Origin of the sequence: Streptomyces sp. NPDC012888 (genome assembly GCF_042900645.1) — a bacterium.
In the GTDB taxonomy this organism is placed as follows: domain Bacteria; phylum Actinomycetota; class Actinomycetes; order Streptomycetales; family Streptomycetaceae; genus Streptomyces.
The window spans coordinates 106,430-120,168 of record NZ_JBIBBM010000018.1 but is presented as its reverse complement, the minus strand read 5'-3'; the positions used below and the strand labels follow the sequence as shown (position 1 = coordinate 120,168).

Below are 13,739 nucleotides of genomic sequence, written 5' to 3'. Positions count from 1 at the left end.
CGGCTTCCGCGGCCCCATGGCCAGGCGTTCTACGGAGGCGACGTTCGATGGCTGGCGCTACACCGCCCGACAGCGCGGCATTCCCGAGGCAGGCCGGTACGGGGGCCGCCCAGGTGGGCGAGCCGGAGCTGCGGCTGCTGCTGGCCGGGCTCACGGCCGTGCGGGACGGGGATTTCGGCATCCGGCTGCCCGGGGAGGCGGACGGCCTGCTCGGGGAGATCTCCACGGTCTTCAACGGCATGGTCGACCAGCTCTCCCGCTTCACCTCCGAGGTGACGCGGGTGGCCCGGGAGGTGGGCACGGACGGCCGGCTCGGCGGCCAGGCGCAGGTGCCGGGGGTGTCCGGCACCTGGGAGGACCTCACCGACTCGGTCAACGCCATGGCCGGGAACCTGACCACCCAGGTCCGGGACATCGCGCAGGTGGCCACGGCGGTGGCCAGGGGCGACCTGTCCCAGAAGATCACCGTGGACGCGCGCGGCGAGTTCCTGGAGCTCAAGGACACCGTCAACACGATGGTGGACCAGCTGAGTTCGTTCGCCGGCGAGGTGACCCGGGTGGCCCGCGAGGTCGGCACCGAGGGCATCCTCGGCGGGCAGGCCGACGTCCAGGGTGTCTCCGGGACCTGGCGCGACCTCACGGATTCGGTGAACTCCATGGCCGGGAACCTGACCAGTCAGGTCCGGGCGATCGCGCAGGTGGCGACGGCCGTCGCCGAGGGCGACCTGTCGCAGAAGATCACCGTGACCGCGCGCGGGGAGATCCTGGAGCTCAAGGACACCATCAACACGATGGTCGACCAGCTCTCCGCCTTCGCCGACGAGGTGACGCGGGTCGCCCGCGAGGTGGGCACCGCGGGCAACCTCGGCGGTCAGGCCACGGTCCGCGGTGTCTCGGGCACCTGGAAGGACCTCACCGACAACGTCAACGTGATGGCCTCCAACCTGACCGGGCAGGTCCGCTCGATCGCCCAGGTAGCCACCGCGGTCGCCAAGGGCGACCTGTCGCAGAAGATCACCGTGGAGGCCGAGGGCGAGGTGGCGGCCCTGGCGGGCGTCATCAACACCATGGTCGACACGCTGTCCGCGTTCGCCGACGAAGTGACGCGCGTGGCCCGGGAGGTGGGCACCGAGGGCATCCTCGGCGGCCAGGCCAGGGTGCCCAACGTGGCGGGGACGTGGAAGGACCTCACGGACAACGTCAACTTCATGGCGCACAACCTCACCAGCCAGGTCCGCAACATCGCACAGGTGACCACGGCCGTCGCCCGGGGCGACCTCACCCGCAAGATCGACGTGGACGCCCGCGGCGAGATCCTCGAGCTGAAGACCACCATCAACACCATGGTCGACCAGCTCTCGGCCTTCGCGGCCGAGGTGACGCGGGTGGCGCGCGAGGTGGGCAGCGAGGGACGGCTCGGCGGTCAGGCCGAGGTCGAGGGCGTCTCCGGCACGTGGAAGCGGCTCACCGAGAACGTCAACGAGCTGGCCGGCAACCTGACCCGGCAGGTCCGCGCGATCGCCGAGGTGACCAGCGCCGTCGCGGAGGGCGACCTCACCCGTTCCATCACCGTCGACGCCTCCGGCGAGGTCGCCGACCTCAAGGACAACATCAACATGATGGTGGAGTCCCTGCGCGAGACCACCCGGGCCAACGAGGAACAGGACTGGCTGAAGACCAACCTGGCCCGGATCTCGGCCCTGTTGCAGGGCCGGCGCGACCTCAAACTGGTCGCAGAATCGATCATGGACGAGCTGACCCCGCTGGTGTCCGCCCAGTGCGGTGCCTTCTACCTCGCCGAGGAGACGTCCGCGGGCACGGTCCTGCAGCTGGTCGGCTCGTACGCCTTCCCCGACGGCTCGCGCCCGACCCGTTTCCGGCTCGGCGAGTCGTTCGTCGGCCAGGCCGCCCGCAGCAAGCGCACGATCACCGTCGACGCCCTGCCGGCCGGGTACCTCGCGGTCTCCTCGGGGCTCGGGCAGACCGAGGCGCTGTCGCTGGTGGTGCTGCCGATCGTCGCCGAGGGCCAGGTCCTGGGCGTGATCGAACTGGCCTCCGTACGACCGTTCACCCAGGTCCACCGCGACTTCCTGGAGCAGCTGATGGAGGTGGTGGGGGTGAACGTGAACACGATCGTCGCGAACGCCCGGACCGACGAACTGCTCGGCGAGTCGCAGCGTCTGACGGCCGAACTCCAGGCGCGTTCCCGGGAGCTCCAGGCCCGCCAGGAGGAGCTCCAGGCCTCGAACGCCGAACTGGAGGAGAAGGCCGAACTCCTCGCCGCGCAGAACCGCGACATCGAGACGAAGAACCTGGAGATCGAGCAGGCTCGCCAGGAGCTGGAGGAGCGGGCGCACCAGCTGTCGCTGGCCTCCACGTACAAGTCGGAGTTCCTGGCCAACATGAGCCACGAGCTGCGCACCCCGCTCAACAGCCTTCTGATCCTCGCCCAGTTGCTGGCCCAGAACACCACCAGGAACCTGACGGCCAAGCAGGTGGAGTACGCCGGCATCATCCACTCCGCCGGCTCCGACCTGCTCCAGCTGATCAACGACATCCTCGACCTGTCGAAGGTGGAGGCGGGGAAGATGGACCTGACCCCCGAGACCCTCTCGCTGAGCAGGCTGCTCGACTACGTCGAGGTCACGTTCCGGCCGATGACCAGCCAGAAGAGCCTGTCGTTCACGGTCCGCACCTCACCGGAGGTCCCGACCGAGCTGCTGACGGACGACTACCGGCTCCGGCAGATCCTGCGCAACCTCCTGTCGAACGCGGTGAAGTTCACCGAGCAGGGCAGCGTGGAGCTGCGCATCGAGCCGGCCGACGAGGCGCAGGTTCCCGAACGGGTCCGCCGGGGCGGTCCGGTCGTCGCGTTCCGGGTGAGCGACACCGGGATCGGCATCGCGCCGCAGCACCTGGAGACCGTGTTCGGCGCCTTCCAGCAGGCCGACGGCACCACCAGCCGCAAGTACGGCGGGACGGGCCTGGGCCTGTCCATCAGCCGGGAGATCGCCTACCTGCTGGGCGGCGCCATCACCGTCGAGAGCACCCTGGGCAAGGGCAGCACCTTCACCCTCTACCTGCCGGTGGCCCGCCCGGACTTCGCCGAGATGGCGTCCGCGGGCACGCGGAAGGGCTCGGAGACCGAAACCGGGGAGCCGGCCGGTCAGGCCGGGGCCCTCGCGGCGGTGGACTCCGGCGGCCCCGTGCCCGGACCGGTCCGGGCGCGGCGGCTGCTCGTCGTCGAGGCCCGCCCGAGCGGGCTGCTGTCCCTGGTAGCGGAGAACGCCGTCGGGGACCTGCCGCGCCAGGCCGGGGCGGCGGACCGGCGCGACGTGGAGATCGTCACCACCGTCGGGGCGCAGGAGGCGGCGGCCACCCTGGCGACGAGTCCGTGCCACTGCGTGGTCCTCGACCTGGACCTGCCCGACGGCGCTGCCGTCGGACTCCTGGAGGAGATGGAACGCGACCCGGCGCTGCACTCGGTGCCGGTCCTGGCCCACAGCAGCCGGGGCACGGCGGCCCACCAGGCGCGGGTGCTTCGGGAGCGGGACGGCGCGGGGCTGCTGGAACTCATCACCGGCCTCGACGAGCTGCGCGAGCGGATCGCCCTGCACATGGGGGCGGACCGGCCGGGCGACGTACTGCCGCTCGCCCCGCGGGCGGACGCCGGCGCGGCCTGGGACCCGGAGGTCGACCCCTCGCTGGCGGGCCGTACCGCCCTGGTGGTGGACGACGACGACCGCAACCTGTACGCCATCACCGGGATCCTCGAGCTGCACGGCATGCGCGTGCTGCAGGCGGAGAACGGGCGGGCCGCGCTCGACGCCCTCGCCGCGCACCCGGGCGTGGACGTCATCCTGATGGACGTGATGATGCCGGAGATGGACGGGTACACGGCGACGGCGGCGATCCGGGCGATGCCGGAGCACAGCCGGCTGCCCATCATCGCGGTCACCGCCAAGGCGATGATCGGTGACCGGGAGAAGAGCCTGGCCTCGGGTGCCAGTGACTACATCACCAAACCCGTCGACGCCGGGGAGCTGATCAGCCGGATCACGCGCCATCTGGCGCCCTGACCCGGGCGGCCGGAAGTGATCCGAGTACCCGAGGAGCCACGAGCAGTGCACCCCCAGACCAGTGAGCCGCGCGGCGGCACCGTCCCGATCGGGGCCGCGCCGGGTACCGACGCCGTCCTGGTCGGGCCACAGCGGGAGGCGCCCGCGGCCGGTACGGACGGCTCCGCGACCGGGGCCCGTACGGACGGCACCGCGGCCGGGGCCAGGGCGGAAGATTCCGCCACCGGGGCCGGTACGGAGGGCTCCGCCACCGGGGCCGGTACGGAGGGCTCCGCCACCGGGAGCCCTGCGGACGGCACCGGGCCCGGCGCTGGCGACGGGACCGCCGTCGGGCGCCTGGCGACGACCGTCGAACGGCTCCGGCGCGAGCTCGAACAGGCGCAGGCGCATGCCGCGGGCCGGGCCCTCGTGGAGATGGCCGTCGGCGTGCTCGTCGAGCGGCTGCGCTGCGGCCCCACCGAGGCCTCGGCCCAACTGGCGGTCCTCGCCGACAAGGCGGGCGTGTCGACCCTCGTCCTCGCCGCCGATCTCGTCAACCAGGCCGCCGCGGACCGCATCTCGACCATCGCCCGCGACTTCGTCACCGCCTCGGCGGCCGCGCCCGCCGCGGACTCGGTCGGCGTGCGGCTGCGCAGCACCGAGGCCCTGGCCCTCGCCGAACAGGACACCGAAGCGGTGGCCCGGTCCATGCTGGACCACGCGCTGCGGCCGCTGGGCGCCGTCGCGGTGGCCGTGTGGGCGGCCCATCCCGACCAGTCCCTCTCCCTGGCCGGCAGCGCCGGCTTCGGCCCCGAGGAGGCCCACCGCTGGCGGCACGTGCCGCCCGGTGTGCCCACCCCGGCGCGCCGGGCCCTCGACCGGCGGGCCTCCGTCGCCTATCCGGCGCTGTCCGCCGCCGGCCTGCCGTCGATCGGCCAGCACGAGATCGGCGGCGGACGCCTCGCCGTGCCGGCGGGCATCGGGGGGCGGCTCACCGGTGTGCTGGAGGTGTGCTGGCCGGAACGGCTGCCGGAGCAGTCCCAGCCGCTGCAACGGCAGTTCGAGGCGCTGGCCGAGCTCTGTGCCGCGACCCTGGAGACGTGGGCGGGGTCCGGACCGGCGGGACCTGAGCGGCGCGACGCGCAGCTGGACGGCGTACGGGCCCTCACCGACGGCCTGCTGGACCCGTGCCTGATCCTGCAGATGGCGCCCGAGAGCGGCGAGAGCCCGCTCCAGTTCACGATCCGCCACGCCAACCCCGCCTTCGTCGACTTCGCCGGGCGTCCCACCAGCGCCATCGTCGGCGCACGGCTGCTGGAGGCGTACCCCCTGGCGGCCGAACCCGGCGGGCTGCTGGAGAAGGCCGAGCACGTCTTCGTGACCGGGGAGCCGTTCCGCACGGCGGGGATGACGCTGTCGGCCATGGTCGGCGGAGTGGCGCTGAGCACCCAGGCGAAGGTCAGCATCAGCCGGCACGGCAGCCACCTCGCGGTGGTGTGGCGGCTGGAGGACGGCACCCCGCGGGTGGCCCGGCTGCTCCAGCACGCGCAGCGGCTCGGGCGGATCGGCGGTTTCGAGGAGAACCTCGGGACCCGGCAGATCGTGTGGAACGAGGCGGTCTACGAGCTGCACGGCCTGCCCCCGGGCGCCCTGCCGATCCCGCTGGACCAGCTCGGCGACCACGCCCACCCGGACGACCGGCACACCATCGGCCGTTTCCTGCGCATGCTGCTCCACCACCAGAGGCCCGCCTCCACGGCGTTCCGGCTGCACCGGCCGGACGGCGTGACGCGGCACATCCGTGTGGTGGCCGAGCCGGTCCACGACCGGGACGGGCGGCTGCACCTCGTACGCGGCGCCTACCAGGACATCTCCGCGCAGCACTGGACCGAGGTGGCCCTGGCCGCCACCCGCGACCAGCTCGCGCAGACCGAGCAGCAGGCGGCCGAACGCAGCCGTCTGGCCCGGCAGCTGCAGCACGCCATCATGCCCCCGGTGCGGGGCCCGGTGAACCTCGACGACCTGCACGTCGCCGTCCGCTACCGGCCCGCGGAGAAGGACCACCTCGTCGGCGGGGACTGGTACGACACCCTGACCCTGCCGTCCGGCGAGATCCTGCTGTGCGTGGGGGACGTCGCCGGTCACGGCATCGAGGCCGCGACGGGCATGGTCGCCCTGCGGAACGCCCTGCGCGGGCTGGCGGCCACCGGAGCGGGTCCCGCGCAGCTGCTGACGTGGCTCAACAGCATCACGCACCAGCTCACCGAGAACCTCACCGCCACGGCCGTGTGCGGGCTGTACGACCCGGTGACGCGCAGGCTGCGCTGGGCTCGGGCCGGCCACCCGCCCCCGGTCCTGCTGCGCGGGGGCACCGCGGAGACGCTGCCGCAGCTCGGGGGGATCCTGCTCGGGGTGGTGGACCAGGCCGAGTACGAGGAGAACGAGGTCCGGATGCGGCCCGGGGACCTGCTGGTCCTGTACACCGACGGTCTCATCGAACGCCGGGACCAGTCCCTCCAGGCGTCGCTGACCAGTCTGATCGCGCTGACCGAGAGGGCCGGCGGGGACGGCGGCCCGTCGGACCTGGAGGGCCAGTTGGACCACCTGCTGCGCTACAGCCGGGCCGACACCGACGACGACACCTGCCTGGTCGGCGTGTCCGTCCTGGGCGGTCCGGGGGCGGATGACGCGAGCGGCGCTCCCCCGGCAGCAGACGAGTGGGGGCCGGGCTTGGCCGGGCCGGGGACGCTTGCGTAAGGTCGAAGGGCACTCTTGGGAGGAACGACGACGATGCCAGCCGATCACGAGCAGGGAGCCGGCTTGACCGCCGGGTACCCGCAGGAGTCACCCGTCACGGTGCGGGTCCATCACACGCAGGAGCGCGGGGCGGTCTGCCGCGTCGCCGGTGACCTCGACATCGAGGGTCTCGCGCCCGCGGAGGAGTCACTGACCGGGTTGGTCAGGCAGGCACCGCCGGTGCTCGTGGTCGACCTCGAAGAGGTCGGGTTCTGCGACTCCTCCGGCTTGAACCTGCTGCTCAAGACCCGGGCGGCCGCGCTGGAGGCGGGGGTCCGGTTCCGGCTGGCCGCGGTCGCCCCGACGGTGATGCGGGTCCTCGAACTCACCGGCGCGCAGACCGTCTTCTCCATTCACGATTCTGTCGACGCCGCCCTGTCGGCGTGAGGGACCCGTGGGGCCCTCCGGGCCGGGAGGGGCATAATCCGAGCACACCGGGGCATCCGAAACCGGACGACCAATGCGCCGGCTACCGCGACAGCAACAGCGAAACCAACAGCGACAGCCGCACTGCAACGCCGACACCGAAGGGGTTCCCGCACATGACGACCAGCCCGGGCACCCTCGACGACGGCCGGAGGGGCGGGACACTGCCCCCCGGCGGCCAGCGGAGGTGGATCCCCCTGGCCGGGCTGCCCAAACCGGTGGCCCACGCCAGGGCGTTCACCGCGCGGGCGCTGGAGGACTGGGCGTGGTCCGCGACCTCGTTCGGGGTGGACCACGACGTCGCGGAGGACGTCGTCCTGCTCGTGGCGGAGCTCGTGGCCAACGCCATGCTGCACGGCGGCGGGCCGCTGGCACTGGTCCTGGACGCCTCCGATTCCCGGCTGCGCGTCGAGGTCAGCGACGGCAACCCCACCCTGCCCACGCCCCGCCTGCCCCACCAGCCGTCACTGCCGGGCGGGCACGGGCTGTTCATCGTCCAGCAGACGTCCGACCGCTGGGGAGCCGAGCGGCACGACCAGGGCAAGACCATCTGGGCGGAGTTCGACGCCGCCAGGCTGGCACCGGGCCGCTAGCCCGCGCGGGGCCGCCAGCCCGCGCGGCCGCGCCGCGGGGGGGCCCTGGCCGGCCCGGATACCCCGGATACCGCGAACCGGGCGCCGGTACGCACCGGTGCGGTACACGGAGTACCGCACCGGTGCGTACCGGCGCCCGGCTTCGTCGCCCGGCGGTGGGACGGGGTCTGCGTCAGGCGTCAGGCCTCCGTCAGCATGCCTGCCCGCAGGCGGGCCAGGGTCCGCGACAGCAGGCGGGAGACCTGCATCTGGGAGATGCCGAGTTCGGCACCGATCTGCGCCTGCGTCATCTCCTCCCCGAACCGCATGGAGAGGATCCTGCGGTCGCGCTCGTCGAGCTGGGCGAGCAGCGGGGCGAGGGTGCTGAAGTCCTCGAAGAGCTCCATGGCGGGGTCGGTCTCGCCGATGGTGTCGGCCAGCGACCGGTGTCCGCTGCGGCCCGGCCGCCCCGGCTCACTGTCGGCGTCAGCGGCCGCGTCGAGGGACTCGGAGGCGTAGGCGTTCGCGGCGACCATGCCTTCGAGCACGTCCTCCTCCCCGATCCCGAGGTCGGCGGCGACTTCGGCGACCGTCGGGGACCGGCCGAGCAGGTCGGACAGGGCCTCCTGGCTCTTGGCGATGTCGGTGCGCAGTTCCTGGAGCCGTCGCGGCACGTGCACCGCCCAGGTGGCGTCGCGGAAGTACCGCTTGATCTCGCCGATGATGAAGGGCAGGGCGAGGGTGGTGAACTCGACGCCCCGGTCGGGGTCGAACCGGTCGATGGCCTTGATCAGCCCTATGGTGCCGACCTGGACGATGTCGTCCAGCTCCACGCGCGCCTGCGCGGACCGGTTGCGGAAGCGCCGGGCGGCGTAGTTGACCAGGGAGATGTTCATCTCGATGAGCGTGCCGCGTACGTACTGGTACTCGCGGGTCCCCTCTTCCAGCGAGCGCAGCCGCACGAGGAAGAGCTTGGACAGTTCCCGGGCGTCCGCGGGTGCGATCTCCCGTGCCTGGGCCACGGGCGGCAGGTCGGACGTACCGACGGGCGCCCCGGTCAGGGGGGCCGCTCCCGGCACCGCCTCGACGTCGGCCGCGCGTGCGGACTCGGCAACTGTTGCGGGGCGAGGCATGGTGAACCTTTCTGACGACGGCGGACGGCTTTCGGCTCCTCTGCCCCGCATCCGCGGCTTTACTCGGCCGAGCGCTGAATTCTTCCTCCGGATCCGCCACCGCCCCCCGCCGGCGGGCCCGTCCGAGCCCGCTCGATCGCCGCTCGGGCTTCAAGTGCCGCCCCGCTCCCCTATATACGGCGGGGCTCCGCTCGGCCTGCCGGGCGGGGAGGACCAGCCCCGCCGGCGATTGAGGCGCGGGGTGTGGGGCAGAGCCACGGGGCCGGGGTGGTCGGGGGCCATGCGGGGCATGTGCGGCCCTGTCGCCTGCGGCAGGGTCAAGCGGGGCCCGGCGAGGCGGGCGACCGGCGGCGTTCCCATTCCCTTCGGGTCAGGGCGTACTCGACCTCTCCGTGTTCGGAGCCGTCGATGACCTCGGGCCAGTCCTCGAAGTAGGTGCGGACGAGAGTGAGTCCCGCCTTCTCCATGACGCCGCGGGAGCGGGTGTTCACGGCCATCGTGTTGGCGGTGACGCGGTCGACGCCGAGTTCGGTGAAGCCCTTGTCGATCAGGGCCCGGGCGCCCTCGGTCGCGTAGCCGTGGCCCCAGGCGTCGCGCCGCAGGCGGTAGCCGAGTTCGACGGTCCGGGGGCCGGGGCCGTCCAGCGGCCGGAACTCGAACCAGCCCAGGAACCGGCCCGTGGCCGCCTCCTCCGCGGCCCAGTAACCGGGCCGGCCGGTGCGGGGGTCGCGGTGGAGGAGCCGGGGCAGGTGCCGGGTCCGGAGGGTGTCGGGCGGGGTCGGGCGGCCGCCGTTGATGTGGCGCATGACCTCGGGATCGCCGTCGAGTGCCACGAGGTGGTCCAGGTCCGCGCCGGTGAAGGGACGCAGCGCCAGACGCTCCGTCCGCAGGAAGATCGGCATGGGGCCATCGTCCCCGCCGCGGCCGCCGTCGCGCCAGCGGATTACCTCCCGTCGCCGGGGACGTCCCGGACGAACACGAGGCCGTCGCTGTCCGCGAGGTGCGCCGGGTCGAAGGGGGCGTATCCGAACCACGGGGAGGTGCGGATCGCGGGCGGGGTGTCGCCGAGGGCCGCGGCCAGCCGGCGGGGGTCGACGAGCCGGTGGGGTCCGGGGAGCCGGTACAGGAGTCCTTCGAGGGTGTCCGGCGGCGGGGCGTCGACTCCGTGGTGCCGGAGGGTACCGAGGGCGGTGGCCACGAAGGCGTAGTCGGCGCCGAGCCGGACGCCGGCCAGCGCTCCCGCGCTCCACCATCCGAGCGGTCGCCCGCCCATCGTCATGGAGCTCTTCGCCCGCTGGAGGTGCGCGTTGTGGGCGTGGACGAGTACCGGGCCGCGAGCGGCGAGGGCGAGGAGGTTGTCGGCCATCATCTGGTCGCGCACGGATACCAGCCGGGTCAGGCGCGCCGGGGAGGTGTCCGCCATCGCGTCGTGGTAGCGCAGCAGACCGGTGGCGGTGCGGGCGTAGAGGCGCGCCCGGTCCCACTCCTCCCGGGAGGTGGAGGCGATCAGGTGCGGCGCCTGCGCGTCGAGCAGCGCGGCCAGGTCGTCGGCGATCAGCCGCAGCCGCCCGGCGTCGGCCGACCGTCCGACGGACCGCGACGGGTCCAGCATGGCGGCGGGTTCCGTCCACCGGTCGTCGGCGCCGAGCAGGCGGTCGAGGGTTTCCGCGGTGCAGGGGAGCAGGTCCGTCTCCACCCGGGGGGAGAGGTGGTCGTGGAGCGCCCTGAGGGCCTCGCGGGGACTGGCGGCGGCGGTGATCTCCAGCGGACCGTCGAAGCCGGCGAAGCGGAGCCGGTCGGACGCCGGCCGGCCGTGGTTGAACTGGCGCATCCAGCGGACGAGTTCGCGGTTGGCCGGGAAGGCCCCCCAGCCGTGGCTGATGCCGTGCTCGACGGCCTCGTCGAGGGTGCCGGTGCCGGAGGTGACGTGGTCGTCCACGGACAGGCCCCGCATGCAGTCGCTCTCGATCGCGATCGTCCGGTAGCCGTGTTCCTCGACGAGCCGGCGGAAGAGTTCGTTGCGGAGGTGGAGGAGGGTTTCCTCGCCGTGGGTGGGCTCGCCCAGGGCGAGCAGCCGGGGCCGGAGCGGGAGCAGCCGCATGAGCGCCGCGGCGTGGACGGGACGGGCGGTGTCTCCGATGCCTTCGATGCCTTCGATGTCTTCGATGTCGGTCGCCATGCCTTCAACGCTATCGTTGAACTTTCGGTTGAGACTTGGGGTGGTCGAGAGGGCGGTCGGTGTGGGCGGGGTGGTGGAGAACCCTCAAAGCGGGGGGAGGCTGCGACCGGTGGATCTGGCGCGTGCGCACGGTCTGTCGACGCAGGCGGTCAGGAACTACGAGGCCGCCGGCATCCTTCCGGCCGCCGGTCGTACGGCCGGCGGCTACCGCGCCTACACGCCGTTGCACGCGGCGGCCCTGGGCGCGTTCCTGGCCCTGTTGCCGGGCCACGGCCACAAGGTGGCGGCGGAGATCATGCGAGCCGTGAACCGGGGCGCGGCCGAGGAGGCGTTCCGGCTCGTCGACGAGAGCCACGCCCAGCTCCTGGAGGACCGGCGGACCCTCGCGGCGGTGGAGGGAGCCCTCCGCGGTCTGGGCCCCGCCGACGCGGCGGGGGCGGCGGGGGCGGGGGCGGGGGCGGCGCCAGGGTCCGGGTCGGGGTCGGGGGGTGCGTTCATCGGGGTGCTGGCCCGCGAGCTCGGCGTGCGGCCGGCCACGCTGCGGAAGTGGGAACGTGCCGGACTGGTCCGCCCGCGCCGCGACCCGCGGACCGGGTACCGCGTCTACGACGGGGCCGACGTACGGGACGCCAGGACGGTCCACCAACTGAGGCGCGGCGGCTACCTGCTGGAGCAGATCGCGCCGCTGCTCGACCGGGTACGGGCGGCCGGCGGGCTGGAACCGCTGGAGGCCGCGCTCGACGACTGGCGCGGCCGGCTGTCCACCCGCGGCCGGGCCCTGCTGGTCGGGGCCACGCAGCTGGACGCGTACCTGCGAGCCCGCGGGGCCTGAGGCGCGGGGCGGGACGATCGCCGGCCTCGGGCCGCTGGGCCGCCGCGTGGAAACGCGCGTGCGTGCGGGGCCGGGGACGTGCCACGATGCGCCCGGAAAGCGAGGCCTTGTGGACGAGTTGGAGAAGTTCGGGACGGCGGTGGCGGCGTGGGCGGCCGGTGGGGCGGGTGCGCCGGCGGCAGCCGCGGCCGCCCGGGAGGCGGCCGGCGGCGTGCGGACGGTCGTGCTGGTCGAGGGCGACAGCGACCGGGTGGCCCTCGACACGCTGGCCGGGCGGCACGGCCGGGACCTCGGCGCGGAGGGCGTCGCCGTCGTCCCCCTCGGCGGGGCGACCAACATCGGCCGTTTCCTCGACGTGTGCGGCCCCGGCGGGCTCGGGCTGCCGCTGGCCGGGCTGTGCGACGCCGGCGAGGAGCGGCACTTCAGGCGGCACCTGGAGCGCGTCGGGCTCGGCGCGGGAGGCGCCGGGGGAGCCGTCGCGGCAGCCGTCGCGGGAGGCGGCCCGGGACGGGGCCCGGGCACGGGCCCGGGGCTGGAGGCACTCGGGTTCCATGTGTGCGTCGCCGACCTGGAGGACGAACTGATCCGCGCGCTGGGCGCCGACGGCGTGCTCCAAGTGATCGGGGCACAGGGCGAGTCGCGGCCGTTCCTGACGTTCCAGGGCCAGCCGGCGCAGCGCGGCCGGCCCGTGGAGCACCAGCTGCGGCGGTTCATGGGCACGCACAGCGGCCGCAAGGCGCTGTACGCGCGCGCCCTGGTGGCCCACCTGGACCCGGGCCGGGTCCCGCGCCCACTGGAACGCCTCCTCGCACACGTCTGACCGCGCCGGGCGGGACGCGGGTGCTCGCGTTCGGCGCCGGGCAGCGGCGTGCGGGCCCGGACGTGGTGCCCCTCGAGCACCCGGCCCCGGCCCCGGCCCGACGCATGAGCGGGCCCGGCGGAGCCCCCGGGGCACCCGTCGCAGCCGGGCCGCACCACCCAGCCCGAGCGGCGCTGGAGCGGGCCCCGGCGAAGCCAAGGCCGCGCGGGCGACGCTCCGCTCGGGCACGCGGCGCTCCGCCCCGCACCCCGCTCCTCAAACGCCGGAGGGGCTGGAGTTCCCCACCCGGAACCGGCCCGCACGGCCACACCCCGCCGGGCAACCCAGCCCGAGCGGCGCTTGAGCGGGCCCGGGCGCAGCCCCGGGGCGCCCGTCGCAGCCGGGCCGCGCAGCCAGCCGCCGGCCCGCGGGCCCAAGCCCGGGCGGCGCTCGGCCAGGGGTGTTGCCGGTCAGGCCAGGACGGCGGTGGCCTCCACCTCGACCAGGAGGTCCGGTTCTCCCAGCGCCGCGACGCCCAGCAGGGTGATCGGTTTGACCGGGTCGACGCCCAACTTCGCCGCCGCGCGGCCCACTCCCTCGCCCAGCAGCGGCATCTTCTCGGGGCTCCAGTCGACGACGTAGACGGTCAGCTTCGCCACGTCGTCGAACGATCCGCCGACCGCGGCCAGCGCCGTGCCGATGTTGAGGTAGCACTGCTCGACCTGCGCGGCGAGGTCCCCTCCGCCGACCGGCCGGCCCGCGGCATCGCGGGCGACCTGCCCCGCGAGGAACACCAGCTTCGATCCGCTGGCGATGGACAACTGGCGGTATGCATCGGGCTTCGGCAGCCCCTCGGGATTGACCAACGTCACGGCCACGGCCCCTCCTTGGCGTCTGGGTCCACAAGATCAGTTCCACGAGAACATAACACCGCTATGTAATAT

10 protein-coding genes are annotated in these 13,739 nt (G+C 73.8%); 6 read left to right on the top strand and 4 right to left on the bottom strand.

Annotated features, from left to right (window positions below):
* Positions 1–47: 47 nt before the first annotated feature.
* The 4 genes from ACFY61_RS27420 (at position 48) to ACFY61_RS27405 (ending at position 7,873) form a co-directional block, all read left to right on the top strand.
* Positions 48–4,079 (top strand): HAMP domain-containing protein, encoded by a 4,032-nt coding sequence (locus ACFY61_RS27420; protein WP_389476153.1) that lies wholly within the window; start codon positions 48–50, stop codon positions 4,077–4,079.
* A 45-nt stretch (positions 4,080–4,124) separates the two neighbouring features.
* Entirely contained in the window at positions 4,125–6,815 is a 2,691-nt protein-coding gene (locus ACFY61_RS27415) for a SpoIIE family protein phosphatase (protein WP_389476151.1), read from the top strand.
* A gap of 33 nt (positions 6,816–6,848) precedes the next feature.
* A complete protein-coding gene (locus ACFY61_RS27410) occupies positions 6,849–7,241 on the top strand; it encodes an STAS domain-containing protein (protein WP_389476149.1) in 393 nt (130 codons plus the stop codon).
* 155 nt (positions 7,242–7,396) lie between these two features.
* The gene (locus ACFY61_RS27405) at positions 7,397–7,873 is read left to right on the top strand and encodes an ATP-binding protein (RefSeq protein WP_389476147.1); all 477 of its coding nucleotides are present in this window, start codon (positions 7,397–7,399) and stop codon (positions 7,871–7,873) included.
* A 179-nt stretch (positions 7,874–8,052) separates the two neighbouring features.
* Here the strand turns inward: ACFY61_RS27405 and ACFY61_RS27400 are convergent, their stop codons facing one another.
* From ACFY61_RS27400 to ACFY61_RS27390, 3 genes are all read right to left on the bottom strand, one after another.
* Positions 8,053–8,985, bottom strand: a complete 933-nt coding sequence (locus ACFY61_RS27400) for a SigB/SigF/SigG family RNA polymerase sigma factor (RefSeq protein ID WP_389476145.1) — start codon at positions 8,983–8,985, stop codon at positions 8,053–8,055.
* Positions 8,986–9,302: 317 nt separating this feature from the next.
* Complete coding sequence (locus tag ACFY61_RS27395) at positions 9,303–9,887, bottom strand: GNAT family N-acetyltransferase (RefSeq protein ID WP_389476143.1); 585 nt, start codon at positions 9,885–9,887, stop codon at positions 9,303–9,305.
* 41 nt (positions 9,888–9,928) lie between these two features.
* Positions 9,929–11,164 carry an erythromycin esterase family protein gene (locus tag ACFY61_RS27390; RefSeq protein WP_389476142.1) on the bottom strand — a complete coding sequence of 412 codons (1,236 nt, stop codon included), beginning with the start codon at positions 11,162–11,164 and terminating at the stop codon, positions 9,929–9,931.
* A 70-nt stretch (positions 11,165–11,234) separates the two neighbouring features.
* Between ACFY61_RS27390 and ACFY61_RS27385 the strand changes: the two genes are divergently transcribed.
* Positions 11,235–11,996, top strand: a complete 762-nt coding sequence (locus ACFY61_RS27385) for a TioE family transcriptional regulator (RefSeq protein ID WP_389476321.1) — start codon at positions 11,235–11,237, stop codon at positions 11,994–11,996.
* Between the two features lie 109 nt (positions 11,997–12,105).
* Positions 12,106–12,816: a TOPRIM nucleotidyl transferase/hydrolase domain-containing protein gene (locus ACFY61_RS27380; protein WP_389476140.1), complete on the top strand. Its 711-nt coding sequence runs from the start codon at positions 12,106–12,108 to the stop codon at positions 12,814–12,816.
* A gap of 449 nt (positions 12,817–13,265) precedes the next feature.
* Here ACFY61_RS27380 and ACFY61_RS27375 read toward each other — a convergent pair whose 3' ends face one another.
* Positions 13,266–13,673, bottom strand: a complete 408-nt coding sequence (locus tag ACFY61_RS27375) for a RidA family protein (RefSeq protein WP_389476138.1) — start codon at positions 13,671–13,673, stop codon at positions 13,266–13,268.
* Positions 13,674–13,739: the final 66 nt, after the last annotated feature.

What these genes read in the sequence shown, in the direction of transcription:
- ACFY61_RS27420 (WP_389476153.1), top strand. Translation starts at nt 48, where the DNA reads ATGGCTGGCGCTACACCGCCCGACAGCGCGGCATTCCCGAGGCAGGCC.
- ACFY61_RS27410 (WP_389476149.1), top strand. Translation starts at nt 6,849, where the DNA reads ATGCCAGCCGATCACGAGCAGGGAGCCGGCTTGACCGCCGGGTACCCG.
- ACFY61_RS27405 (WP_389476147.1), top strand. Translation starts at nt 7,397, where the DNA reads ATGACGACCAGCCCGGGCACCCTCGACGACGGCCGGAGGGGCGGGACA.
- ACFY61_RS27400 (WP_389476145.1), bottom strand. Translation starts at nt 8,985, where the DNA reads ATGCCTCGCCCCGCAACAGTTGCCGAGTCCGCACGCGCGGCCGACGTC.
- ACFY61_RS27395 (WP_389476143.1), bottom strand. Translation starts at nt 9,887, where the DNA reads ATGCCGATCTTCCTGCGGACGGAGCGTCTGGCGCTGCGTCCCTTCACC.
- ACFY61_RS27390 (WP_389476142.1), bottom strand. Translation starts at nt 11,164, where the DNA reads ATGGCGACCGACATCGAAGACATCGAAGGCATCGAAGGCATCGGAGAC.